The sequence below is a fragment of the Dokdonella fugitiva genome (assembly GCF_014138265.1).
Lineage (GTDB): Bacteria > Pseudomonadota > Gammaproteobacteria > Xanthomonadales > Rhodanobacteraceae > Dokdonella_A > Dokdonella_A fugitiva_A.
The window spans coordinates 16,885-40,195 of the sequence record NZ_JACGXL010000006.1 but is presented as its reverse complement, the minus strand read 5'-3'; the positions used below and the strand labels follow the sequence as shown (position 1 = coordinate 40,195).

The window sequence follows — 23,311 nt, the reverse complement described above, 5'->3', positions numbered from 1 at the left end:
TCAGCCGGGCACGGCGAGCTGCATCGACACCTGCTTCGCGCCGAGCCACTGGCGGCCGACCTCGGCGAAGCCGTGCCGCGCGTGGAACGCGCGCGACGGCTCGTTCGGCGGCACGAGGTTGAACTCGCAGACGACGCACGGGATCGCCTGCGCGCTCGCCCACGCGAACAGGTCTTCGTACAGCAGCGAACCGAGGCGCCGGCCCTGCCAGTCCGCGCCGACGACGACGCGATCGACGTAGACGAAGCGTTCGTAGCGCGCCGCGAACCACGCGTAGTTGTCGTTGGCGTAGGCGACGTGGTCCAGCATCGCGAGCAGGAACGCGGCGACGCGGCCGTCGACGATGGCGACGCGGTGGCGGCCGGCGAGCGCGGCGAGTTCACCCAGTCGCGGTCGATCCATCGCGCTCGTGTGGCGGACTTCGGCGGCGTTGAGGGCGACGATCGCTTCGTGGTCGGCGAGGAGCGCGTCGCGCAGCAGCACGGTCATGCCGCGATCATACGCGAGGCCATGCGCGACCGCGGCGGATCGTCAACGCGCCGGCTCCACCATCACGGCCGTGCCGTACGCGAGCACCTCGGTCACGCCCTGCGCGATCTCGTTCGCGTCGTAGCGCATGCCGATCACCGCGTTCGCACCGAGTTCGGCGGCGTGCTCGAGCATGAGGTCGAACGCGTCGCTGCGCGCGCGTTCGCACAGTTCGGCGAACAGGCTGATGTTGCCGCCGACGAGCGTCTGCAATGCCGCGCCGATGTTGCCGATGACGCTGCGCGAACGCACGGTGATGCCGCGCACGACGCCGAGGCTGACCGCGACGCGATGGCCGTGCAGCTCGTTCGCGGTGGTCACCATGCTGCGATCGACTCTCTTCATGTCGCCTCCTTCGCGCCCTCGCCGACCGCGCGCCGCACCACGGCGACGAAGCGTTCGAGGTTGAGCGGCTTGGTCAGGTAGTGGTTGGCGCCGGCGCGCAGCGACGCGTCGCGCGCGTCCGTGGTCGCGTTGGCCGACAGCGAAACGATCGGACCACGATAGCCCTGCGCGCGCAACTGGTACACCGCCGCGTTGCCGGAAAGGCCGGGCAGCTCGACGTCGACCAGCAGCAGGTCGGGAGACTCGTCCATCGCGCGCGCGACCGCGCTCGCGGCATCGCCGAGCACGCGCACTTCGAATCCGAGGTCTTCCAGCAACACCTCGAGCAACTGCGCGACGTCCGCGTCGTCGTCGACGACCAGCGCGCGGCGGCCACGCAGCGTGGATGCATGCTCCGGGCCGGCCGCGATCGCGGCGACCGACGGCAGTTCGATGCTGAAATGCGTGCCTTGGCCCGGCTCGGACTCGAGCGCGAGCGTGCCGTGCATCTGGTCGACGAGCCGGCGCACGATGCTGAGGCCGAGCCCGGCGCCCTTGCTGCCTGCCTGCGCGCCGCGATTGAACGGCTTGAACACCTGGCCGATGAATTCCGGCGCGATGCCGATGCCGCTGTCGCGCACGTCGACGGCGAGGCGGCGGTCGCGCCAGGCGAGCGCGAGCACGATCTCGCCGCGCGTCGTGTACCGCACCGCGTTCGACAGCAGGTTGACGACGATCTGGCGCAGCTTCACCTCGTCGAAGCGTGGTGCCGTCGCGTCGTCGTGCGCGAGCGTCGCGCGGAAGCGCACGCCTTTCGCTTCCGCGAGGGGCGCGAACATGCCCTCGACATCGGCGAGCAGCGCGCCGAGGTCGACCTCGACCGCATTGAGCAGCGCGCCGCTCGATTCGCCGCGGCCGTACTCGAGCAGGTTCTCGGCGAGCGCGAACAGGTAGGTCGCGCTGCGCCGCACGGCCTGCAGCGCCTGAGCGGCCGTCGCGTCGGCCGTCGCACGCCGTTCGATCAGGTGCAGGTAGCCGAAGATCGACGTGAGCGGCGTGCGGAATTCGTGGCTCAACGTGGCGATCAGCGCGTTCTTCAGCGCGTTCGCTTCCTCGAGGCTGCTGCGCTGGCGGCCGAGTTCGTCGCGGATGTCCTTGAGCTGACCGATCGCCTTGGACTTGGCGTGCCCGGCGATGATCGCCTCGTGCACGAGCTGCTGCTGCACGCGCTCGTGCGAGCGCGCCTCTTCGGCGTCGAGCAGCAGCACGTGGAAGGCGTCGCGATCGGCCACGAGGTGGACGTGCGCGCTGCGCCCGTTGGCGAGCTCCACGAAAGGGATGTCCTGGTCGCGATCGAGCGGCAGTCCGACGAACAGGTCCTGCAGCGAGCGCAATCCGTCCGGCGCTTCCGGCGCGAGGCCGTAGAACGCGGGGTCGCCCTGCAAGTCGAGCAGGTGCCAACCGGGCGCGAAGCTGAGCAGCAACAGGTGCGTGCGATCGACGAGCACCGCGCGCAGGTAGGCCTGCACGACCACGGGCCAGGCTGCGTCGACGATCATCCGGGCAACCTCCGCGCGATCTCGGCGAACGCCTCCTCGACGCCCGCTCCCGACAGCGCGCTCGTCTCGAACACCGGCAGGCTGCGGCGCAGTTCCGACAGCGTCGTCGCGGCGACCTCCCAGCGTTCGACCAGGTCGAGCTTGTTGACGGCGAGCACCGCGACCGCGTCCGGCAACGTGCTGCGCGACTGCATCAGCAGGTTGAGCGCCGAATTCAGGCTCGTTTCGCGCGTGCCGTCGGCGACCAGCAGCAGCGCGCTCGCGCCGCGCAGGTAGCTCGTGCTCGGCGCGTCGAGCGCGCTGCGCCCGGCGATGTCCCACAGCACGAGCTTGAGCGGATCGCGTCCCGGCAGCGCGACTTCCTTGCTGTCGACCTTGACGCCTACCGTGGTGAGGTACTTGTCGGAGAACGTGCTGCGCACGTAGCGCGCGACCAGGCTCGTCTTGCCGACGCCGAAGTCGCCGAGCATGCACACCTTGTGCGTGAGCGGCGTCATCGGTGCGCTTCGCGCACGACCGTGCGCAGCTCGGCACCGCGGCGGTTCGGCGCGTCGGAGGGCTCGGCGGCGTCGGCCACGCGCGCGCCGGCGATGCCGCGCGCGACGAGCGCGCGTTCGAGCCATTGCGCGCGCTGCGCGCGCACGCGTGCATTCGCCTCGCTGCCGCCGCTGTCGTCATTGCTGCCGTACGCGACGGTCTCGACGTCGACTCGCGCGACCGGCGCGAGCGCGGCGATACGGCGCAGCGATGCCGCGAGTTCGTCGACGACCGCATCGGCACCCGCGACCGGCTCGTCGTCCTGCACGAACGCCACGTGCCGCGCCTGCAGCTCGGCGACGATGCGCGCGATTTCCGCGCGGGCGTCGGCCACGGCGTCGCCGGTCGGCGCGAGCGTCGATTCGACGCGGGCGACGCCGGCGATCCACGGCGCCCGCGCGAGTGCGGCGTCGATCCACGGCTGCGCCGCCGTGCCGGACAGGCGCAGCACGCGACCGTGCACGGCGATCGCGGCCGACGCCGGCGGCGCGAGCAGGCGTGCCGCCCGACGCGCGATCACCGCATCGTCGGCGCAGACGTAGCCGTTGGCATCGAGCACCGGTACGACCGCGCCGAGGCCGGCGTCCGCGAGCACGGCGTCGAGCGGTTCCGCATCCGGGTCGAGCAGGCCGTGCACGGTGAGCGCACGCCACGCGCGCGCGTCGATGCCGGTGAGCATGAAGCCCGGATGCGCGGCGAGGCGCGCGCGCAACGCGTCGACGCGCGCGTCCCAGCGCCAGCGCTGCCAGGCGAATCCGCCGAGCAGCGCGATCGCGAGCAACGCGATGACGAGCAGCGGCAGGCGCGACGCCTTGCGTGCGGCGACCGGCGCGGTCGCCTCGTCGGTATCGCGCAGCAGCGCGGACGGTTCGAGCCGTTCGCGCACGAGTGCGTCGTCGCCGATCGATCGCAGCGGCGCATCGGCCGGCAGCGCGAGCAGGCGCGCGTGGACCTCTTCGAGGCGCTGCTCCATGAGCGTGCGCAGCTGCGCCGGCGGCACGCCGTGCACGAAGCAGGCGAGGTTCGCGCGCGGCCCGTGCTCGACCCAGACGAGGTCCTCGCCGACCTGGGCGGATTCGAGCGCGCCGCTGCTGTCGCCGCCGACCGAATCGCCGACGAAGTCACCGAGCGCGGTGAGCATGCCGGCGATCGCGTCGGCATCGAGCGGCGGCAGGCCGGGCGCGGACGCGTGATGCAGCACGAGCCCGCTCGCGCGCTCGATCAGGAACACGTGATCGATGCCGTACGCGAGGCGATGCTTCAGCACGACCTCGGCATACGGCACGCCGCCGCGCCAGGCCTCGAAACGCCACTTCAGCCCGCGCACGGTGAAGCTGCTCTCGATCGCACCGTTGAGGTTGGCGACGAGGCTGCGCAACGCCTCGGCGATCGACTTGCGGATCATCGGCCCGAGGATCGGGAACAGGGCGTCGACGAGGCTCTGGCGATGCGTCTGCACGGCCGCGCCGAGCGCCTGCGCGACCGGTTCGGACAGCGCCGCGGCGACGCGCGGATTGCCGTGTTCGCTGCGCAGTGCCTCGACCGCCGCGTCGGGCAGGCGCCCGGGCAGGTCGCGCTGCGCGCGTTCGAGTTCCTCGATGCGCGCGCGCGCGGCGGCGAGTTCGCGCCGCTCGCCGCCGAGCAGCAGTTCACGCAGGCGCTCGAAATCGCCTTCGGCGGGCACTGCTTCGCGCAGCGCGGGCTCGGTGGGTTCGGACACGACCACGGGTGCCGGCGCGGCCGGCCGGCCGGCGGCGTCGCCGAATCCGGAGCTGGTCACGACGGTGCTCCGTCCGCCTCCTATTTCGGCGACGGCAGGTCGAAGTCGCCGCGCAGGCGCAAGGCGAACTCGGTCAGCAACGCGGCGAGGTCGTCGCGGCCGACCTTCTCCGCGCGCAGTTCGGCACCGGCGCGCGCGAGCGCGGAATCGGCTTCGCCCGCCCGCGCATGCAGGCTCGCGCCGAGTTCCGAGATCGTGTCGCGCAGGCGTTCGTCGCTGCGCGCGAGTTCGCGCGCGAGCGCCTCCAGGGCCTTGTTGACCTCGCCGCGCGCGGTGCGCGCGGCCTGCTGCAGACGCGACTCGAGGTCGTCGATCGCGCCGTTGCGGTCCTCGATCTCCTGCCGCACGAGCTTGCCCAGTTTCTCGAGCTGGTCGTCGAGGCGCTTGTCGATCTGCGCGAGGCGCTTGTCCTGCGCGTCGCGCAGGCGCACGAGCTCGGCTTCGAAGCGCTGGTTCAGATCCTGGAAGCGGCGCTCGTAGTCGCGCATCTGGCCGCCGAACAGGATGTCGCGGATCTGATCGACGTTGCGGTCGGCGCCGCCGTCCGCGGCGGGCTTCTTCGGATCTGCCATGGTCTTGCTCCTCGTGTGCGTACGCGTCGCCGCCGCCCTGCGCTCGGGCGCCGGCCGCTTGCGCGGATCGGCCTTCCGGCGGGGACTCCGTTTCGCTGCGGTGGCCATCGCGATCTCCCGGTGTGTGTGGTCGCGCGCCGCGGCCGGCGCGCCGGCCGGCTCAGATCTGCTCGAGCCGATAGCCGTGCTGATAGATCGCGGCGAGGCGCCAGCCGTGCTCGCCGCTGAGTTCGAGCTTCTTGCGCAGGCGGCTCACGTGCGTGTCGACCGTGCGCGTCGACACCGCCGAGCTGAGGTTCCAGACGTTCTCGAGCAGCGCGTCGCGACTGACGATGCGGCCGTGGCGGCGGAACAGGAAGCTCGCCAGGTCGAATTCACGCTGGGTCAGGTCGACCTCGCGTCCGTCGACGCTGATGCGCCGACGCTTGGCGTCGAGCGAATACGGCGCGAGGTCGATCGTCTCCGCGGCTTCGGCGTCGGCGCCGTGGCGGCGCAGCACGACGCTCACGCGCGCGATCAGCTCGCGCCGCTTGGGCGGCTTCACGACGTAGTCGTCGCCGCCGCTGGCGAGGCCGCGCACGATGTCGTCCTCGCTGTCGCGCGCGGTCAGGAACACGACCGGCAGGCGGCTGTTGGCCGAGGAACGGATGCCTTCGATGACCTCGATCCCGCTGCCGTCGGGCAGCATCCAGTCGAGCAGCAGCAGGTCGACCGCTTCGCTGCCCTGGCGCCGCCGATACTCGCCGACGCTGCGGAACAGCCGCGTCGCGTAGCCGGCTTCCTCCAGCCATTGGCCGACGAGTGCCGCCATGTCCTGATCATCCTCGAGCAGGCCCACTACCAGTCCGAGTTTGTTCATGATGGCAGTGTCGGGTGGGCGTGGGCGGGCGCTCCCTCGGCGGATCGGCTCACTCGACGACGAAATTGACGCGCATGTTGACGCGCCACTCCGTGATCGCACCATCCTCGCCGGTGACGACCTTGATCTCGTTGACCCAGGCGCCGCGGATGTTCTTGACCGTCTGCGAGACCTTGCGCAGCCCCTGCTGGACGGCATCCTCGATGCCTTTCGGCGACGAAACACTGAGTTCGATGACCTTGGCGACGGACATGATCAGGCTCCTTGCGGGAAGGCGACCCCACTATAGCAAAGCCGCGCGCGGGCGCGACATGCGGGCGCGCGGCTCGCCTCAGGACGGTTCGATGTACTCGCGCGGCACGTAGCGCAACCAGACCAGGAACACGACCAGCGCGTCCAGCACGATCAGGGCCTGCCAAAGGTACAAGTGGAACCACTTGAAGAGGACCGGGCTCCATTGCCCGAGGTAGAACAGGCTGATGATGCGCACGAGATTGAGCAGCTGGATCGCGACGAAGCCGATGCCGATGCCGGCGAGCCGGTGCTTCCACGGCGCCGGGAACGCGAGCATCGCCGAGACGAGGATGATGACCGCCTCGACGCCGTTGCAGCCGCGCTCGATCGAGATCGCGAAACCGTTGCGCGTGCTGTGCAGTTCCTTGCCGAACGCGATCACCTGCGAATCGAACAGGCCGACCAGCCACACGCTGATCTTGGCGATCGCCGCCGTGAACGGCTCGATCACGTGCCGGTCGACCGGCTGCATCAGCTCGGCGACGAACAACGCGATGAAGATGGCGGCGAACAACAGCATGAAGCGGAGCATGGCGGCGGCAGCGGCGGTCGTCGTGGGCGGCAGTGCGCCGCGTGTCGGTGGATTGTATAGGTCGTCGCCGGCGACGCGCGCCGCGCGTGCCTCCGCCGGGGCGTCGGGCCCTGCTAGCATTCCCGCATGAATCCCGCACCCAGCCTGTTCCTGGTCGGTCCGATGGGTGCCGGCAAGACCACCGTCGGGCGCCTCATCGCCGACCTGTTCCGCATGCCGTTCATCGATCTCGACCACGAGATCGAGGCGCATACGGGTGCCGCCGTGAGCCTCATCTTCGAACTCGAGGGCGAGCCGGGCTTCCGCCGGCGCGAGCGTTCGATGCTCGCCGAGATCGCCGCGCGCCGCGGCATCGTGCTCGCGACCGGCGGCGGCGCGGTGCTCGACGCGGAGAACCGGCGCGTGCTGCGCGAGAACGGCTTCGTGATCTGGCTCGACGCCAACGTCGACGCGCAACTCGCGCGCCTCGCGCGCGATCGCCAGCGGCCGCTGCTGCAGGCGCCCGACCGGCGCGAACGGCTGGAGAAACTCGCCGACGAGCGCAACCCGCTCTACGCCGAAGTCGCCGATCTGCGCCTCGCGTCGACCGGCGTCGGCAACTGCGCGCACGCGGCGCACGACCTGCTCGACCTGCTCGAGGCACGCTGGCGGCGCGGCAACCCGGAGGCTGCATGATCTCGCTCGACGTCGCGCTCGGGGAGCGCACCTACCCGATCCACGTCGGCGCCGGCCTGCTCGCCGACGCGAACCGCTGGCGCACCGCGATCCGCGGGCGGCACGTGCTCGTGGTCAGCAACGACACGGTCGCGCCGCTGTACCTCGCGCAGGTCGAGGCCGGCCTCGGCGAATACCGCCATGCGAACCTCGTGCTGCCCGACGGCGAAGCGCACAAGACGCTGGCGACGTCGGCGCGCGTGTTCGAAGCGCTCGCCGCGCTCGGCGCGAACCGCGACGCGACGATCCTCGCGCTCGGCGGCGGCGTGATCGGCGACCTCGCCGGCTTCGCCGCCGCGTGCTGGATGCGCGGGATCGATTTCGTGCAGATGCCGACGACCCTGCTCGCGATGGTCGACTCGTCGGTCGGCGGCAAGACCGGAGTGAACCTGCCTGCGGGCAAGAACCTCGTCGGCGCGTTCCACCAGCCGCGCGCGGTGATCGCCGACACCACGACCCTGGCGACGCTGCCGGAGCGCGAATACCGCGCCGGCCTCGCCGAAGTGGTGAAGTACGGCGCGATCGGCGACGCCGCGTTCTTCGACTGGCTGGAACGCCACGTCGACGGGCTGGACGCGCGCGACGAGGCGATCCTCGCCGAAGCGATCGCGGCGAGTTGCCGCCACAAGGCCGGCGTGGTCGCGCGCGACGAGCACGAGCAGGGCGAGCGCGCGCTGCTCAACTTCGGCCACACGTTCGGCCATGCGCTCGAGACCGCGACCGGCTACGGCACGCTGCTGCACGGCGAAGCCGTCGCGATCGGCATGGTGCTCGCCGCGCGACTGTCGGCCGACCTCGGACGCGCGCCGCGCGAGGATGCGCGACGCCTCGCCCGCCTGCTCGCCGCATTCGGCCTGCCGACCGCGGCGCCGCCGGCCGATCCCGGTCGCCTGCTGTCGCTCATGCAGCTCGACAAGAAGAATCTCGGCGGCCGCCTGCGCCTCATCCTCTGGCGCGGCATCGGTGCCGCGGAGATCGTGCCGGACGTCGAGGCGGACGCGATCCGCGGCGTGCTCGCGCCGGCCTGACGGTAGCCGCAACCCTGACTTCCGGACGATGGGGCGCCGCGTCCGCGTGCGCTAGTGTTGCGGCCACATCCATCAAGGAAGCCCGTGACCATGAAGAAGACCTTCGTTCGCCTCGCCGTTTCACTCGCGCTCGTCGCGAGCGGCGCCGCCCTCGCCGCCTCGATCGCCGAGGGCTTCGACCGCGTGCTGCCGGGTGACTACCGCTCGTTGCTGCTCAAGGGCAAGCATGCCTACGAAGGCAAGCGCTACGACGAGGCGTTCGCGGCATTCCAGCGCACCGCGTGCGCGGGCGACAAGGAGAGCCAGTCCGCGCTCGGCCGCATGTACCTGCTCGGTCAGGGCACGGCGCGCGACGACCTCACCGGCTACGCCTGGCTCAAGGTCGCCGCCGAGGTCAACCAGCGCGGCTACCACGCGATCGTCGACAAGATCGAAGCCGCGATGCGTCCGGAACAGCGGCGCATCGCCGACGTCGAGTCGCGCCGCCTCATCGACAATTACGGCCTGCGCGCGACGAACATGAGCTGCAACCTCACCGCGACGCAGGGTGGACACATCCTCGACAGCGTCGTCTGCGCACCGCGCGAGGACGGGCCGAACCTGCTGCTCAAGCGCTGCGTCGCCGAGCTGCACTGAGCGCGAAGGGCATCGCGGCCGGCGCCGTCGAAAGCAGGGCGCGTGCGCGCGACGGTCATCGGCTTCAGGCGCGAGGCGCTTCCCGTGGCGTTCGCTTGACGCCGCGGCTGAAGCCGCTCCCACGTCGAACCGCATCGGAAGGCGACTGCAGGGTTCGCGGGAGCGCCGGAAAGCACTCCCGCGGCGTCGCGTCCGCGGCGGCCGTCGTCAGAACTTGTGCGCGAGGCGCACGAACCACGCCGCGCCGTTGAGGCCGAACTGCACCGCTTCGTACTTGAAGCCGTTGTCGGTCTCGTCGGGGTTCTGCGCGGTCGGGAACTTGTCGAGGATGTTCGTGCCGCCGACGGTGAGCTTGGTGTTCTCGTCGAAGCTGTAGGTGAGGCTGACGTCGGCCGACGTCGCCGCGCCGTACTGCTGGTTCGGCACCGGCGGGCCGGAGAACGTGCCGAGCGTCATGCGGCCGAAGTAGATGAGCTTGAGGTTCGCGTCCCAGTCGCCGATCGCGTAGTCGAAGCCGAGCGTCGCCTTCGAGCGCGGCGCGCCGCCCTCGATGAACAGGCGGTCGCGTTCGCCGAGCAGCGAATCCTCGCGACCGACCAGCGACGGCGGCGTGTGCACCTTGCGCACCTTGGTCGTGCCGTGGTTGAACGCGAAGAAGCTCTCGAGGCGGCCCTGGCCGAGGTCCATGCCGTGGCTGATCGTGAGGTCGAAGCCCTGCGTGCGCGTGTCGACCGAGTTGACGAAGAACTGCGCCGAGCCGACGCCGAGCTGTTCGAGGATCGCGCCGATGTCGGGATCGGACGTGTCGAAGTAGCCGGTCAGCACGATGCGGTCGTCGATGTCGATGCGGTAGCCGTCGAGCGTGACGGACAGCGCGTCGGTCGGCTTCCAGGTGAAGCCGGCGGTGACGCTCTGCGACGTCTCTTCCTTGAGGTTCGGGATGCCCGCCGCCTGCGCGATCGGGCCGCCGTTCGGCGCGAGCACGACGTCGACGGGCACGCCGCTGATGAAGTCGGTGAAGGTCGAGGAGAACCAGCGCTGCTGCAGCGACGGCGCACGAAAGCCCGTGCTCGCCGACGCGCGCAGGAGGAACTGGTCGGTGACGCGGAACGCGCCCGCGATCTTGCCGGTCGTGGTCGAGCCGAAGTCGCTGTAGTCCTCGTAGCGCAGCGCCTGGTCGGTCATGAAGCGATCGGTCCAGTTCGTCTCGACGTCGACGTAGCCGGCCCAGCTGTGGCGGCTCTTGTCGGTCGCGTCGACCGGCTGGAAGCCGGGGAAGCCCTGGCTGCCCGCGTTGCCGCCACCAGGACCGTCGGCGTCGATGTACGAGCCCGGCTCGCCCGCGAAGATCTCGTAGTTCTCGTGGCGGAATTCACCGCCGAACGCGACGTTGACGCCGCGCAGCCAGCCGTCGAAGAAGCGCGTGAAATCGAGGTTCGTGGTCGCCTGGCTGAACGAGAAGCCGCCCGCGTTGAACTCGGTCGGGCTGATGCCGGCGCCGCCGTGCTCGAGGTCGTCGTTGGCGATCGACGCGTTGAGCGTGTGGCGAATCGTGTCGATGAGCTTGTTGTAGCCGAACGTCTGCGAGGCGTCGACGCGCCAGTCGTTCCAGTTCCACCACACGCCGGCGGTGCCGTGGCGATCCTGCACGTACGGATCGATGAACGGCACGAAGCCGTCCGGGTACATCGCGGCGGAGTTGCGCGACGGGATGTCGTCCGAACCGAGGCCGCCGCGCGCGAATGCGCCCGACGATGCGTCGCGGTTCTGCAGGCCGCCGTCGAAGTAGAAATGCATGCCGTCGCCGAACGGGATGTCGCCGTTGAAGTAGACGGTGCCGTTCTTGACCGCGGTGTCGCCGATCGTGCGCGGGTTGTCCGGGCCGGAGCGGTTCGAGCGGCCGCGGTCGAGGTACTCGCCGGTCAGCGCGACGACGCCGTCGTTGCCGACCTGGAAGCCGCAGTAGGCCGAACCGAGCCAGTTCTCGCCGTCGCCGCGCGAATACTCGCCGTAACCGACGATGCCTTCGCAGCCCTTGCGCCGCTTGAGCGCGATGTTCATGACGCCGGCGATCGCGTCCGAGCCGTACTGCGCCGCGGCGCCGTCGCGCAGGATCTCGACGTGGTCGATCGCGAGCAGCGGGATCGTGTTGAGGTCGGTGCCGGTATTGCCGCGGTTGCGCGCGCCGAACAGGTTGACCAGCGCGGTCGAATGCAGGCGCTTGCCATTGACGAGCACGAGGGTCTGGTCCGAACCGAGGCCGCGCAGCGCGGCCGAGTCGACCGAGTCGGCGTTGTCGGCGCCGGTCTGGTGGCCGGAGATGAACGACGGCGCGGTGTACTGCAGGGTCTGCGCGAGATCGAAGTTGCCGCCCTGCTCGGCCGCCTTCTGCATCGGCAGCATGTCGACCGGCACGGCCGTCTCGGTGTCCGAGGAGCGGTCGTAGCGACGCGAACCGAGCACGGTCACGCCTTCGAGTTCGGTCACCTTGCCGTCCGCCGGCGCGGTGGAACCTGCTTGTGGATCCGCATCGGCGGCATGCGCGCCGTGCAGGAAACCGATGCTACCGACGGCCGCGGCAATGGCCGCGCCGAGCGAGCGCGAAATAGCCATGATCCCCTCCCCAGGGTGTCTGTGCGGCGGCCAGCTTACCCGATCCGGCGTCCGCGCAAGCCGACGCATCGCGCATTCGCGGAGCGAGCCGGTGCCGGAAAAAGCGGCCTGCGGCGAATCAACGACTTGCATCGCCGGGCCGTGCGCGACCGATCGGCGGGACATGACCACGGCCGCCACCGCTAACGCCGGTTGCGACGCAGACGCTACAATCGACGATGCTCTGATCGCGACGCCCATGCGCCTTTTCATGCAAACCAAGCCCGCCGGCACGGACGCGCCGCGCTACTACCAGCTCGTGCTGCAGCAGGACCTGCTCGGCGGCTGGACCCTGTTTCGCGAATGGGGCCAGCAGGGCAGCCGCGCGAGCAGCAAGCGCGAGGTCTACCTCGAGCGCGACGCCGCACTGAGCGCGTTCGAGAACGCGCGCGACGCGCAGCTGCGACGCGGCTTCCACGTGATGTTCAGCCAGGGCTTCGAAGGGCCGCACGCGCGCTGAACGCGGCCCGTCCTCATTTCCACGTCCGCCGCGCGCCCGGCGCCGCGACGGCCGAACCGCATTCCCTTTCCGTTGTGCAGACCATGACGACCACTACGCCCGACCATCGCTTCCTGCGCGCGCTGCGCCGCGAACCCGTCGACACGACGCCGATCTGGATCATGCGCCAGGCCGGCCGCTACCTGCCCGAGTATCGCGCCACGCGCGCACGCGCGGGCAGCTTCCTCGCGCTCGCGCAGACGCCCGAACTCGCCTGCGAAGTGACCCTGCAGCCGCTCGCGCGCTTTCCGCTCGACGCCGCGATCCTGTTCTCCGACATCCTCACGATCCCCGACGCGATGGGCCTCGGCCTGCATTTCGTCGACGGCGAGGGCCCGAAGTTCGCGCGCCCGCTGCGCAGCACGGCGGACATCGCGCGCCTCGGCGTGCCCGACCCGGAAACCGACCTCCGTTACGTCACGGATGCGGTACGCCTGGTGCGCCGCGAACTGCGCGATCGCGCGCCACTGATCGGTTTCTCCGGCAGCCCCTGGACGCTCGCCTGCTACATGATCGAAGGCGAAGGCTCGTCGAGCTTCGCGCGCGCGAAAGCGCTCGCGCTCGAGGACGCGTCGACGATGCACCGCCTGCTCGGCACGCTCGCCGACGCGGTCGCGCGCTACCTCGCCGCGCAGGCGGCCGCGGGCGCGCAGGCGCTGATGGTGTTCGACACTTGGGGCGGGCTGCTCGCGCCAGCGATGTTCCGCGAGTTCTCGCTGCAACCGCTCGCGGCGATCGCCGCGCGCCTGAAGGCCGACCCGGCCACGCGCGACGTGCCACTGATCCTGTTCTCGAAGGGCGCCAACGGCCATCTCGAGGCACTCGCCGACACCGGCTGCGACGCGCTCGGCGTCGACTGGACGATCGACCTGGCCGAGGCGCGCGCGCGCGTCGGCGCGCGCGTCGCGCTGCAAGGCAACCTCGACCCGGCCGTGCTCGCGGCGTCGCCGGACACGATCCGCGCGCAGGCGCGCAAGGTGCTCGACGCCTACGCGGGCGCACCCGGCCACGTGTTCAACCTCGGCCACGGCATCACCCCCGACATCGATCCCGCCCACGTCGCCGCGCTCGTCGACGAAGTGCACGCGTATCGCGCGCGAGGTTGAGCGGGACCTGAAAAGTCTGAGCACGGAGCACACGCACAAGCTCCGTGCTTCAATCCTTCAGCCTTGGCCCCTTAGCGGTACGAACGGCCCCAGGGCTTCTTGATGCGGCCCATCAGCGACGGTGCGGGTGTCGCGGGCTCCTGGCGCCGCGCGCGCGGTTGCCACTCGATGTTGCCGATCGCGTCGTACGCGTTGACGAGGTTGAACACCTCGGCCATCGGCGCCGCCGCAGTGGCCGCGATCTCGTGCAGGCGCGCCGGCTGCAGCATCGCCGACGCGATGCGGAAATAACGGCCGAGATCCTTGTCGATCTCGATCCAGTGCTTGATCTTGTACGTGCCGCCGGGATCGAGGTGCTTGGCGAGGTGGCCGTCGGACTGCAGCAGCACCTGCAGCCAGACCAGGCGCGAGTACGCATGCGACTGCTGCTCGGCGCGGACTTCGGCGAGTTCGGCGCCGGTCAGCGGCTGCCAGTCGCACAGGCGCCACTTCGCGCGGCAGTACGGCTCGAGCGCACCGAGCGCGGCCGGCGCGTGCGCGACCTTGTTCTTCGGATCGAGCACCAGCGGCGGCGCACCAGCGAGGGCGAATCGCGCCGGCATCGTCAGCAGGCGGCTCTCGAGGTATTCGCGCAGCTCGCGCGGCGCGGTGTCGGCGAGCATGCTCTCGCGCGTCGCGTACTTGCGCGCGGGTTCCGCCGGTGCCGCGCGCGGCGCCGGCGCGTCGCGGCCGACCATCTCGCGCAGCTCGAGCGGCTGCGGCTGCAGCGCTTCGTCGAGGCCCGTGACCGGCGCCTCGCGCATTTCCGGCTCGTTCGCCGGAACGTCGGCGTGCGGCCTCTCGCCGAGGTCGCGCGTGTAGAAGTCCTCGGTGTGCGCGCCGATGTCCGCGCGCGCGACGACCGGGGTCGCGGCCTGCTTCAGCACGTCGATCACGTTCGCGCGCGTGAGCGGGCGACGCAGCACGAGGTCGGCACCGTCGACGGTGCGATCGCTGAACACGGCGCAGCGGACGCCGGCGCCCTGCGCACGCGTGCGCGCCATCTGGCCGCCGAAGGAATCGATGTCGACGACGACGAGGTCGGCGGTGTCTTCGTCGCCCCAGCGCCAGGTCTGGCCGATCTCTTCCGCGCACTTGCGCAGCAGCAGGCGCAGATGCGCGACCTCCTGCTCGGACACCCCGACGACCGCAATGGTCCTGCTGTTGCTCACGTGCCCCCGTGCCCCCGCCCCGATCCCCTCTATCGGCGCATCCTACGTCAAATCGTCGTGCGCACAATCGATCCGCGCGCCCGCCGGTCGCGTCATCCGACCGCTCGCGGGAGGCGCGCGGGGTCGTTCAGGATCGGGCGCGCTTGCCCGCCTGCTTGGCCGCCCCGGCCGGCTTGCGCTTGGGCTTGAGCAAGGTGCCGCAGCAGCGCGGCGCGCCGCAACGGCAGGCCCAGATCGCCTTGAGGCGCGGCGTCAGCCGCTCGTCGAGCACGATGCCGTAGTCGTAGGTGAGTTCCTCGCCCGCGCGCAGCGGACGCAGGGTCTCGATCATCACGCGGTCCCGGCGCGGATCGCCGCCCTCGTCCTCCTCGAGCAACGCGCGGCAGTTCGGCGTGCAGCTGTGGTTGATCCAGCGCGCGATGTTCCCCTCGCTGGTCGCGTCGATGACGTACTTGTCGTTGAGCGTGAACAGGAACGTGTGGCCGCTGTCGCTCGTGTTGGCGTACAGGCGATCGGCCTGGGCGTGGGTGAGGCGCTTGCCCCGGTATTCGATCAGTTCGACGCCCTTCGGGATGTCGACGAGGGCGAAGACGCCGTTGCCGTGGATCGGCGAGCGGCGGGCGGCGATGCGTCTGGACATGCGTGGATTCGGCATTCTGCGGAAGTGGAACGGCCATCATAACGCGTACGCGCGCATGCGGAGGCGGCGACGTCGTGTGCTAGCGTGCGCGCACCGCGCCCCGGAACGATCGCCATGAACAAGCGCCACGCCGCCCTGCTCGTCGCCGCCCTGCTCGCCGGATTCTGCACCGCCGCGTCGGCGCGGCATTCGCACGCGCCGAAGGCACCGAAGACACAGGCGACGTCGGACGCCGGCCACTACGACTACTACGTGATGGCGCTGTCGTGGTCGCCGACCTTCTGCCAGACGCATCCGGACGAGGACGAGCAGTGCGGCCACAAGGGCTACGGCTTCGTGCTGCACGGCCTGTGGCCGCAGTACGAAGGTGGCGGCGGTCCGCAGCGTTGCCGCACCGACGACGTGCCGGACCGCCGGACCGTCGACGCGACGCTCGCGTTCATGCCGAGCCGACGCCTCATCAACCACGAATGGCAGGCGCACGGCAGCTGCAGCGGCCTCGCGCCTTCCGCCTACTTCCGTCTCGCCGACCGCGCCTACGCGGCGGTGCAGGTGCCGGCCGAACTGAAGGCGCCGGCGCAGGACGTGACGATGCGTGCAGACGACCTGCGCGCGACGCTCAAGCGCGCCAACCCTGGCCTCGCCGACGACATGCTGAGCCTGCACTGCAGCCAGGGCGAACTCGTCGAAGTGCGCGTCTGCCTCGACAAGGACCTCGCGCTGCGCCGCTGCGGCAAGCGCATGCGCACGGGTTGCCCGGTGTCTGCGCCGTTCACGATCCCCGCCTCGCGCTGACCTCGGCGCGCGCTGCCGCACCGCGCGCGGCGGGCATGACGCGCATTCACCGCACGCGTGCGACGGGTGCCCCGCCCGATCCCTGCGCGGCGCCGGTCGTGATGATCCTCGCCGGCTCCGAGGACACGTGGTTCGCGGTGACCGGCTTCGAGCACGAGGTCGCCGTCGACGACGGCGTCGCCTCGCGCTGAGTCCGCCCGTGGAAGCCGCCGGCCCGCGCGGCGTGCGCGGGCCTGCGCGTTCGTTCAGTGGGTGCCGAACATGTAGCGCGCGCTGAGCCAGTACGAACGTGCGGGCAGGCGGTAGTACTGCGCGTCGCCGAGTTCGCTCTCGGCGACCGCGTCACGCCGGTCGGACAGGTTGTAGCCGTCGAGGCGCAGCTCCCAGCGGTCGAACGCGTAGCCGACACCGGCGTCGATCGTCGTGTACGAATCGGCGAGCGCGGTGTTGCGCTTGTTGAGCCAGCGCTCGCCGACGTAGTCGGCGACGACGTGCGCGCGCAGGCCCTGCGCCGGCGCGTAGACGAGGCCGACGCTCGCCAGGTGCGCCGGCGACATCTCGAGGCGCTTGCCGTCGAGCTGCGTCGGCGTGCCGTCGAAGTCCTGCACGTAGTCGGCGAAGCGCGCGTCGTGCCAGGCCCACGTGCCGACCACGCTGAGGTCGTCGTCGAAGCGCCAGCGCGCTTCGGCCTCGGCGCCCTTGAAGCGCTCGTTGCCGGCGTTGGCGAGGCCGGGCAGGCCGTCGACGTCCTGGCTCACGACGAGGTTGTGGAAATTCATCCGGAACAGCGACACGTCCCATTCGAAACGGCCGCCGGCGTTGCGCCCCTTGAGGCCGATCTCGCCGCTCTGCGCGTCCTCGGGTTCGAGGATGTCGAACTCCGGCTCGGGACCGAAGTCCTTCACCGCGGGCTTGAACGTGTCGCGGTAGCTCGCGTACGCGGTGAGGTGATCGTTGCCGTCCTGCCAGAACCGGTAACTCGTGCCGAGCGCGCCGGCCCAGCGGTCGTCGTTGCGCCGGTCGCTGCCGGATTCGGCGACCTCCGGCACGTCGCCGGTGAGGTCGACGCCGATGCCGCTGGCCGACTCGCGCGTGTGGTTGAACCGCAAGCCGGCCTCGAGGCGCCAGGCGTCGGTGACGGCGTATTCGAGGTCGGCGTACAGGCCGGTGAAGTTCCGGCGATCGTCGAGGCGCGTCGCCTCGTCGATGTGCAAGGTGCGCCAGTCCGGCGCGTTCGCGCCGCTCGGCAGGGTCGCGTACTCGAAGTTGTCGCTGCGCTGGTCGCCCTTGCCGTACAGGTGGTCGAGGCCCCAGACGAGCGTCGCCCGGTCGTTCAGCGTGGTCGCGACGTGGCTGTCGAAATACACCTCGGTGCGATGCACGCGCTGGTGGAAGCCGTCCGCGTTGTGCGTGACGCCGTCGTCGGCGAAGTCCTCGCGCAGGAAGCCGCGCACGTTCTCGGCGTCGCTGCGCGCATAGGCGAGGCGCGTGCTCCAGTCGCCGAGTGCGGTCGGCAGCACGTAGCCGAACGCGAGCTGGCCGCGGTCCTCGTCCTGCTCGGCACCGCGCGGATTGGTGTTGGCGTCGAGTGGCACGCGCTCGGTCAACACGCCGTGCTCGCGCGGATGCGGGCTGGTCGGATCCTGGGTCAAATGCGTGAAGTCGGCATCGACGGAGAAACGGCCGGCACCGACCTCGCCTGCGCCGCGATACAGCAGGTGCGCGCGATCCCAACCGGCGCGATCGGTCGCGAGTTCGTTCTTGTCGGCATCGACGAGCAGCGACTGGCTCCAGCCGTCGCCGAGGCCCGACAGCGGGATCACCGCCGCGAGATGCGCGCTGCCGCGGCTGCCGACGCCGATCTCGACCTGCGCCGGCCCTTGCCCCGCGGCGTAGTGGATCACGTGGATGACGCCGACGAAGCTCGTCGCGCCGTAGCTCACCGGCGCGGCGCCCTTCACGACTTCGATGCGCTCGACGTTGGCGAGGTTCAGCGTCGCGAGCGCGGGCGTGAACGCGCCACCGGACGGGATGCCGTCGACGACGAGCAGGAAGGCGTCGAACTCGCGCAGGCCCCACAACGCAGGCACCGACGAGGCCGGACCGCCGTCACCGCCCGGCCCGATGTCGACGCCGGCGACGAGCGACAGCGCCGTGCGCAGGTCGTTCGCGCCGAGCGCGCGCAACTGCGCGCCGCTGACGACGCTGACGTCGGCCGCGACATCGCTGAGCGCGATCGGGATCTTGCTGGTCGTGACCTCGACCGGCTCCAACTGCTGCGTCGACTGCGCGCTCGCGCACACCGAAGCGCCGAACGCGAGCACGGCCAGCGTACGACGGACACGACGAATTCCTGCGGACTTCCGCATGACAACCTCCTCCCCGAGAGACCCGCGAAGTCTGGGCCGCCGCGCACCCGCCGATAACGGCCCCAAGGCCTATACACCATCCGCCGACAGGCGGATCGGCGGTCGCGGACGCCGGCGAAGCGCGCAGGTATGCTTGCGCGACGATGCCCGCGACGACCCGCCCATGACCCTGCTGCGCCCGCGCCTGCGCGGACTCGTCGTCAAGCTCGCACTGTTCTACGCGCTGCTCGCACTGCCGACCCTCGTGCTGGTCGAAGCGGTGATCCTGTCGCACGAGTTCCAGCGCATGATGCACGGCCTCGCCGAAGGCAGCCTCGAACGCGCGGCCGCCGCCGGCGCACGAGAACTCGACGAGCGATGGACGGGCCTGCGCGACGCGAGCGGCAACGGCACGACCGCGCTGCAGTCCTGGCTCGACGGCTGGGTCCTGCGACTGCAACAGCCGCGCGGCGGCCTCACGCCCGACGCGTCCTACCTGCTGCTCGAACTGTCCGATCGCCCGGTGAGCGCGGCCGTGCTCGATGCCGACGGCCGCACGCTCGTCGCCGCTCCCGCCGACCGCGGCGCGCACGTGACGCCACCGTCGGCCGACGAGCGCGATCGCGCCGCCGCCGCGGCGACCGCGATCGCGCTGCCGGGCAGCGACGCCGGCTATCGGCTGCGGCGTGCACTGGCGCCGCTGCAGGACGCCGGCGGCCACACGGTCGGCTGGCTCGCGGTCGAATTGCACCTGCCCTCGCCGTGGCGGCACCTGCTGTCCGAATCGAGTTTCGAGTCGCCGACCGTGTTCGGCTTCCTCGTCGTGTTCGGCATCGCCTCGTCGATCTTCCTCGCCGGCTGGGTCACGCGCCGCCTCAATCGCATCGCCTACGCGGCGAGCGCGTGGAGCCGCGGCGAATTCGCCGACCGCATCGGCGACCGTTCGGGCGACGAACTCGGCGCGCTGTCGACCCTGCTCGATCGCATGGCGCTCGACCTCAAGGGCCTGCTGCGCACGCGCGCGCAACTGGCGACCCTGGCCGAGCGCCAGCGCCTCGCGCGCGACCTGCACGACACCGTCAAGCAGAAGGCCTTCGCGCTCAACCTGCAGCTCGCGACCGCGCGCCGCGTCGTCGCCGATGCGCCGGTCGCCGGGCGCCTCGAGCAGGCGCAGCGCCTGACCCAGCAGATCCAGCAGGAGCTCGCGCAGATCCTCGACGAGCTGCGCGCGTCCGACGCCGAACTGCCGTTCGCCGAGCGCCTGCGCACGCGCGTGGTCGAGTGGGCGCACCTGAGCGGCATCGCGGCGCACACCGCGCTCGACGACGTGCCGCCGCAACCCGGCCCGATCGAGGAATCGCTGCTGCGCATCGTCGACGAGGCGCTCTCGAACGTATTGCGCCACAGTGGCGCGAGTCGCGCCGACGTCACCCTCGCGCGACGCCAGGACCGCGTCGAGCTCGTGATCGCCGACAACGGCCGCGGCGCGCCGCAGGTGCCGGCCGCGGGCATGGGCCTGCGCAACCTGCGCGAGCGCGCGCTGCTGCTGCCGGGCGGGCGCCTCGACCTCGCCCCCCGCACCGACGGCGGCCTGAGGGTTGCCGTGAGCTTCGCGGTGGTGGAGACTGCGGACCAATGAACACACCCATACGCATCGTCATCGCCGACGACCACGTGCTCGTCCGGCAAGGTATCCGCGCCTTCCTCGAGACCTATCCGGACCTGTCGATCGTCGGCGAGGCCGAGAACGGCGGCGACGCCATCCGCCTGTGCCGCGAGAAATCGCCGGAAGTCGCGCTCGTCGATCTCGTGATGCCCGGTGGCGGCATCGAAACGACGCGCTTGATCCGCGAGCAGAACCCGCAGACCCAGGTCGTGCTGCTCACCTCGTTCGAGGACGCCCAGCAGATCGTCCAGGCGGTGCGCGCGGGCGCGCTCTCGTGCCTGCTCAAGGACGTCGACGCGGACGCGCTCGCCGAAGCGGTGCGCAAGGCCGCGCGCGGCGAAGCCGTGCTGCACCAGCGCGTCGCGGCGCGCCTGATGGAGTTGCTGCGCCAGGAAAGCGAACCGGGCGCCGACATGCTCGAATCGCTGAGCCAGCGCGAACGCGAGGTGCTCGCGTTGATCGCCGAAGGCCTCAACAACCAGCAGATCGCCGAGCGCCTCGGCATCGGCGAGAAGACGGTCAAGACGCACGTGAGCAACGTGCTCGGCAAGCTCGACGTCAGCGACCGCACCCAGGCCGCGGTGTACGCCTGGAAGAGCGGCCTGAAGCAGCGACCGCCGCACTGAGGCCAGCCACCGCCGCGTCCGCGGCGGTTGCGTTCACCCGCGTTCCGGCCCGTCCGGCGGGTCTTCGCCCGGCGCATCTTCGGGCGTCCAATCTTCGCCCGGCGGCTCTTCGTCCAGCGATCCTTCCGCGGCGGCCGTTTCCGCGGATTCCGCGTCCACGTTCGATTCGTGCGCGGCATCGAGCAGCGCCGCGTCGATACGCTTGCGCTGGCGGCGGCGCAGTTCGCTCGCGATCAGTTCCTCCGCGATGCGACGGCGCAGGTCGTTGCGCCGGCTGTCCTCGTCCTGGCTGTTGCTCACTGCATGTCGCTCATCGTCATCGCGCCCCTGTTCGCGATCGCGGATGGCCGCCATCCGATCGACCGGCCCCCGCGATTTCACGATAAAGCGCGCGGACCCCGTTGCGCGCGGTCGCGCAAGGGAATCCCCCTCGTCCCGACGGGGACAATCCCTCGCGCCGGCCGGGCGGTGAGCGCGACGCGGGTTACGCGCTAGACTCGGGTGCATGAACCTCAACGCTCTGCTCGAGCACGGGTTCCAGGGGGTCAGATGAAAACGCGATCGCTCCGCCTCCCCGCATGCGCGCTGCTGTTGGCGTCGCTGCTCGGCGCGCGCGCGGCGAGCGCGCAGGTCGACGTCGAAGTCATCGGCAACACCGCGCACGCGACGATCCTGCTGCAGGACTCGCTCGGCACCTCGTACGACGCCGAAGTCACGATCGTCTTCGACGCGCCGATGAACCTGAGTCCGCAGAGCCTCAACCTCAGCGCGGAACTGTTCGATCCGGCCCACCCGCCCGGTCCGCTGCCCGCCGGCCTGAGCATCGACCCGGCGTTCCCGATGCTCGTGACGATCGAGCCGCCGGGCACGCCGGAACTGTTCACGAGCGGCTTCGAGCCGTTCGAGGACGGCACCGGCGTGCTGTCGTTCCACAACACCTACGACCTCGAAATCCACACCCATCGCCTCGCCTATACGCCGAACAGTCCGTACCGGCTGCTCAAGGCACCGATCGGCGGCATGTTCGCCGACGTCACCGAGGACGTGCTCAAGGGCAGCGCGCGCGCGCGCGGGCGCGGCGGCGCGTTCTCGCAGTTCATCGTCGGCTACGACGCGAACACCCAGGTCGGGGCGGTGCTCGTCGTGATCCTGCCGAAGTCGACCGCGCTCACCTTGCGCCTGACCGCAGCGATCCTCGGCAACCTGCTGCGCGGCGAACTGACCGCACTGCTGACCAACGTGATCGCCGCGATCGGCACCGCCGTGCTCGACCCGGTGCTCGGCTGCACCAACGCGATCCCGCCGCTCGACGACTTCATCGCCGACGTCGAGGCGCACGCGGGCATCGACATCGCCAACCTCTGGCGCGGCCAGCACGACGTCGTCAACGACGCGGGCGAACTGTCCAGCCTCGCACGCACCCTGCGCTTCAGCCTGCTGCGCTGCGCCGGCGGTTCGTGACCGCTCCATGCCGGCACGCCTGACCGCCTACCCGCCCGACGGCGCCGCGCTGGTGCGCGTGATCGAGGAAGGCACGACCTATCGCGTCGGTCGCGCGAGCATGTGCGAGCTGCGCATCGAACATGCGTCGGTGTCGCGCTTCCACGCCGAACTCGAATGGCGCGGCGAGGCCTGGCTGCTGTCCGACACCGGCAGCAAGAACGGGCTGCGCGTGAACGGCCACATGGTGCGCAGCGCCGAGCTCGACGCGTCGACGTGGTTCTCGATCGGCGACGTGCAGTGTTCGTTCGAGCGCATCGACGACGCCGCGGCCGCCGCGCATCGTTCGGTCGGCCTCAGCCGGCGCGAAGTATCGCGCGCGCTGTCGGCGCAGCTGCAGCAGCCGGACGTCGGCATGAGCACGCTGATCCCGCAGATGCTCGACATGGTGCTGCAGCTGTCCGGGCTCGACCGCGGCTTCGTGCTGTACGCCGACGCGGGCCAGGCACTGCGCGTGCACGCCAGCCGTGCGCTGCGCAAGGCGGATTTCTCCGGCGACCGCTTCGCCGGCAGCGCCTCGGCGGTCGAACGCACGCTCGCGACCCGCAAGTCGGTAGTCTGCTGCGACACCTCCGATTCACCTTGGCTCGCGCAGCGCCCGAGCGTGCGCCTCGGCGGCATCCGCGCGGTGATCTGCACGCCCCTGCTCATGCAGGACGGCGCCACCGGCGTGATCTACGCCGACAGCCGCACGCCGGGGCCGCCGGTCACCGAACTCGACCTCGAACTGGTCGAGAACGTCGCCGGCGCCGCCGCGACCGCGCTGGAAGCGGCGCGCCTGCGCGACCGCATTTCCGGCCTCATCGACGCGCTGCCGGACGGCGAAGCGCCGCTGTGGGAAGAGCTGCGCAGGATGCCTGCGTAGAAATAGCGTTCGTCCCTGTGCGCCGCGCGGCTTCCGCGCT

25 protein-coding genes are annotated in these 23,311 nt (G+C 70.8%); 11 read left to right on the top strand and 14 right to left on the bottom strand.

All coding sequences use genetic code 11. The features are described from left to right. From FHW12_RS16715 to xrtH, 9 genes are all read right to left on the bottom strand, one after another. Window positions 1-489: a GNAT family N-acetyltransferase gene (locus tag FHW12_RS16715; RefSeq protein ID WP_259393126.1), complete on the bottom strand. Its 489-nt coding sequence runs from the start codon at window positions 487-489 to the stop codon at window positions 1-3. Between the two features lie 42 nt (window positions 490-531). After that, window positions 532-873: a YbjQ family protein gene (locus FHW12_RS16710; protein WP_182532194.1), complete on the bottom strand. Its 342-nt coding sequence runs from the start codon at window positions 871-873 to the stop codon at window positions 532-534. Beyond that, a complete protein-coding gene (locus FHW12_RS16705; RefSeq protein ID WP_182532193.1) occupies window positions 870-2,411 on the bottom strand; it encodes a hybrid sensor histidine kinase/response regulator in 1,542 nt (513 codons plus the stop codon). Before FHW12_RS16705 ends, FHW12_RS16710 begins: the two co-directional genes overlap by 4 nt. Next, window positions 2,408-2,908: a Rab family GTPase gene (locus FHW12_RS16700; RefSeq protein WP_182532192.1), complete on the bottom strand. Its 501-nt coding sequence runs from the start codon at window positions 2,906-2,908 to the stop codon at window positions 2,408-2,410. The genes FHW12_RS16705 and FHW12_RS16700 overlap by 4 nt, the downstream gene beginning before the upstream one ends. Beyond that, a complete protein-coding gene (locus FHW12_RS16695; RefSeq protein ID WP_182532191.1) occupies window positions 2,905-4,728 on the bottom strand; it encodes a hypothetical protein in 1,824 nt (607 codons plus the stop codon). Before FHW12_RS16695 ends, FHW12_RS16700 begins: the two co-directional genes overlap by 4 nt. 20 nt (window positions 4,729-4,748) lie before the next feature. Further along, on the bottom strand, window positions 4,749-5,300 hold the full coding sequence (locus tag FHW12_RS16690; RefSeq protein WP_182532190.1) for a hypothetical protein: 552 nt from the start codon (window positions 5,298-5,300) through the stop codon (window positions 4,749-4,751). A 160-nt stretch (window positions 5,301-5,460) separates the two neighbouring features. Beyond that, window positions 5,461-6,159, bottom strand: a complete 699-nt coding sequence (locus tag FHW12_RS16685; protein WP_182532189.1) for a response regulator transcription factor — start codon at window positions 6,157-6,159, stop codon at window positions 5,461-5,463. A 49-nt stretch (window positions 6,160-6,208) separates the two neighbouring features. Further along, window positions 6,209-6,412 carry a dodecin family protein gene (locus tag FHW12_RS16680; protein ID WP_182532188.1) on the bottom strand — a complete coding sequence of 68 codons (204 nt, stop codon included), beginning with the start codon at window positions 6,410-6,412 and terminating at the stop codon, window positions 6,209-6,211. A 78-nt stretch (window positions 6,413-6,490) separates the two neighbouring features. After that, window positions 6,491-6,985 (bottom strand): exosortase H, encoded by a 495-nt coding sequence (gene xrtH / locus FHW12_RS16675; protein WP_182532187.1) that lies wholly within the window; start codon window positions 6,983-6,985, stop codon window positions 6,491-6,493. A 126-nt stretch (window positions 6,986-7,111) separates the two neighbouring features. Here xrtH and FHW12_RS16670 point away from each other — a divergent pair, with 126 nt between their 5' ends. The 3 genes from FHW12_RS16670 (at window position 7,112) to FHW12_RS16660 (ending at window position 9,363) form a co-directional block, all read left to right on the top strand. Then, a complete protein-coding gene (locus FHW12_RS16670) occupies window positions 7,112-7,660 on the top strand; it encodes a shikimate kinase (RefSeq protein WP_182532186.1) in 549 nt (182 codons plus the stop codon). Further along, entirely contained in the window at window positions 7,657-8,727 is a 1,071-nt protein-coding gene (gene aroB / locus FHW12_RS16665) for a 3-dehydroquinate synthase (protein WP_182532185.1), read from the top strand. The genes FHW12_RS16670 and aroB overlap by 4 nt, the downstream gene beginning before the upstream one ends. Window positions 8,728-8,817: 90 nt before the next feature. Beyond that, on the top strand, window positions 8,818-9,363 hold the full coding sequence (locus FHW12_RS16660) for a sel1 repeat family protein (protein ID WP_182532184.1): 546 nt from the start codon (window positions 8,818-8,820) through the stop codon (window positions 9,361-9,363). Between the two features lie 207 nt (window positions 9,364-9,570). Here the strand turns inward: FHW12_RS16660 and FHW12_RS16655 are convergent, their stop codons facing one another. After that, a complete protein-coding gene (locus FHW12_RS16655) occupies window positions 9,571-11,976 on the bottom strand; it encodes a TonB-dependent receptor plug domain-containing protein (protein WP_182532183.1) in 2,406 nt (801 codons plus the stop codon). Window positions 11,977-12,214: 238 nt separating this feature from the next. Here FHW12_RS16655 and FHW12_RS16650 point away from each other — a divergent pair, with 238 nt between their 5' ends. Then, window positions 12,215-12,475 (top strand): WGR domain-containing protein, encoded by a 261-nt coding sequence (locus FHW12_RS16650; RefSeq protein ID WP_182532182.1) that lies wholly within the window; start codon window positions 12,215-12,217, stop codon window positions 12,473-12,475. A gap of 83 nt (window positions 12,476-12,558) precedes the next feature. Continuing rightward, window positions 12,559-13,620, top strand: a complete 1,062-nt coding sequence (hemE, locus tag FHW12_RS16645; protein ID WP_182532181.1) for a uroporphyrinogen decarboxylase — start codon at window positions 12,559-12,561, stop codon at window positions 13,618-13,620. 71 nt (window positions 13,621-13,691) lie between these two features. On the opposite strand, the gene FHW12_RS16640 is transcribed toward hemE, so the two are convergent. Continuing rightward, a complete protein-coding gene (locus tag FHW12_RS16640; protein WP_182532180.1) occupies window positions 13,692-14,831 on the bottom strand; it encodes a hypothetical protein in 1,140 nt (379 codons plus the stop codon). Window positions 14,832-14,958: 127 nt separating this feature from the next. Then, window positions 14,959-15,471 (bottom strand): SET domain-containing protein, encoded by a 513-nt coding sequence (locus FHW12_RS16635; RefSeq protein ID WP_182532179.1) that lies wholly within the window; start codon window positions 15,469-15,471, stop codon window positions 14,959-14,961. Between the two features lie 114 nt (window positions 15,472-15,585). On the opposite strand from FHW12_RS16635, the gene FHW12_RS16630 reads away from it, so the two are divergent. Then, on the top strand, window positions 15,586-16,266 hold the full coding sequence (locus tag FHW12_RS16630) for a ribonuclease T2 family protein (RefSeq protein ID WP_182532178.1): 681 nt from the start codon (window positions 15,586-15,588) through the stop codon (window positions 16,264-16,266). Window positions 16,267-16,301: 35 nt separating this feature from the next. Then, a complete protein-coding gene (locus FHW12_RS16625) occupies window positions 16,302-16,457 on the top strand; it encodes a hypothetical protein (protein WP_182532177.1) in 156 nt (51 codons plus the stop codon). Window positions 16,458-16,511: 54 nt separating this feature from the next. On the opposite strand, the gene FHW12_RS16620 is transcribed toward FHW12_RS16625, so the two are convergent. Next, entirely contained in the window at window positions 16,512-18,635 is a 2,124-nt protein-coding gene (locus tag FHW12_RS16620; RefSeq protein ID WP_182532176.1) for a TonB-dependent receptor, read from the bottom strand. 163 nt (window positions 18,636-18,798) lie between these two features. Here FHW12_RS16620 and FHW12_RS16615 point away from each other — a divergent pair, with 163 nt between their 5' ends. After that, window positions 18,799-20,253, top strand: coding sequence for a sensor histidine kinase (locus tag FHW12_RS16615; RefSeq protein ID WP_182532175.1), 1,455 nt, complete (start codon window positions 18,799-18,801; stop codon window positions 20,251-20,253). Further along, a complete protein-coding gene (locus FHW12_RS16610) occupies window positions 20,250-20,906 on the top strand; it encodes a response regulator (protein WP_182532174.1) in 657 nt (218 codons plus the stop codon). Before FHW12_RS16615 ends, FHW12_RS16610 begins: the two co-directional genes overlap by 4 nt. 33 nt (window positions 20,907-20,939) lie before the next feature. Here FHW12_RS16610 and FHW12_RS16605 read toward each other — a convergent pair whose 3' ends face one another. After that, window positions 20,940-21,260, bottom strand: coding sequence for a hypothetical protein (locus tag FHW12_RS16605; RefSeq protein ID WP_182532173.1), 321 nt, complete (start codon window positions 21,258-21,260; stop codon window positions 20,940-20,942). 195 nt (window positions 21,261-21,455) lie between these two features. Between FHW12_RS16605 and FHW12_RS16600 the strand changes: the two genes are divergently transcribed. Together FHW12_RS16600 and FHW12_RS16595 are read left to right on the top strand one after the other, a co-directional pair. Continuing rightward, window positions 21,456-22,367: a DUF6689 family protein gene (locus FHW12_RS16600; protein WP_182532172.1), complete on the top strand. Its 912-nt coding sequence runs from the start codon at window positions 21,456-21,458 to the stop codon at window positions 22,365-22,367. Window positions 22,368-22,374: 7 nt separating this feature from the next. Next, a complete protein-coding gene (locus FHW12_RS16595; RefSeq protein WP_182532171.1) occupies window positions 22,375-23,271 on the top strand; it encodes an FHA domain-containing protein in 897 nt (298 codons plus the stop codon). The last annotated feature ends 40 nt before the right edge of the window (window positions 23,272-23,311 follow it).